Source organism: Cellulomonas sp. A375-1 (assembly GCF_001040865.1).
Lineage (GTDB): Bacteria > Actinomycetota > Actinomycetes > Actinomycetales > Cellulomonadaceae > Cellulomonas > Cellulomonas gelida.
Genome location: NZ_LFKW01000140.1, coordinates 10,180 through 10,716, shown reverse-complemented (window position 1 = coordinate 10,716; position 537 = coordinate 10,180). Strand labels below are relative to the sequence as shown.

General features: G+C 71.1%; 1 protein-coding gene and 1 pseudogene. Both read left to right on the top strand.

Annotation, left to right across the window (positions count from 1 at the left end; genetic code table 11):
* Positions 1 to 349 (top strand): annotated as a pseudogene (locus CWIS_RS19590) (DNA-binding protein); the annotation flags it as partial.
* Positions 342 to 537: TRAM domain-containing protein (locus tag CWIS_RS19585; protein WP_048344194.1), on the top strand; the 196-nt coding region annotated here is incomplete at its 3' end. The pseudogene CWIS_RS19590 and the gene CWIS_RS19585, both read left to right, overlap by 8 nt.

Below are 537 nucleotides of genomic sequence, written 5' to 3'. Positions count from 1 at the left end.
CGACGAGGACGACGTCGCGCGTCTGCTCGCCGAGTGGGACGCGATGGACCTGCCGGTGCCGCTTCGGGTGCTCGACTCGCCGTTCCGGGAGATCACCCGGCCGGTGCTGCAGTACGTCCGCTCGATCCGCAGGGACAGCCCTCGGGATCTCGTCGTCGTCTACATCCCGGAGTATGTCGTGGGTCATTGGTGGGAACAGCTGCTGCACAACCAGAGCGCGCTGCGCCTCAAGGGGAGGCTGCTGTTCACCCCGGGCGTCGTCGTCGCGTCGGTGCCGTGGCAGCTCGCGTCGTCCGAGGGGCAGACGGGCCTCGAGGACCACGTGCGCCGGACGTTGCCCCGTGGCTGAGTCCCCGGAGCTCGTGGAGCTCGAGATCGGTCCCGTCGCGCACGGCGGTCACTGCGTCGCCCGTCATGACGGGCGCGTCGTGTTCGTGCGTCACACGCTGCCCGGCGAGCGGGTCCGTGCGGTCCTGACCGACGCCGGGCCGGACGCGAAGTTCTGGCGCGCCGACGCCGTCGAGGTGCTCGAGGCGT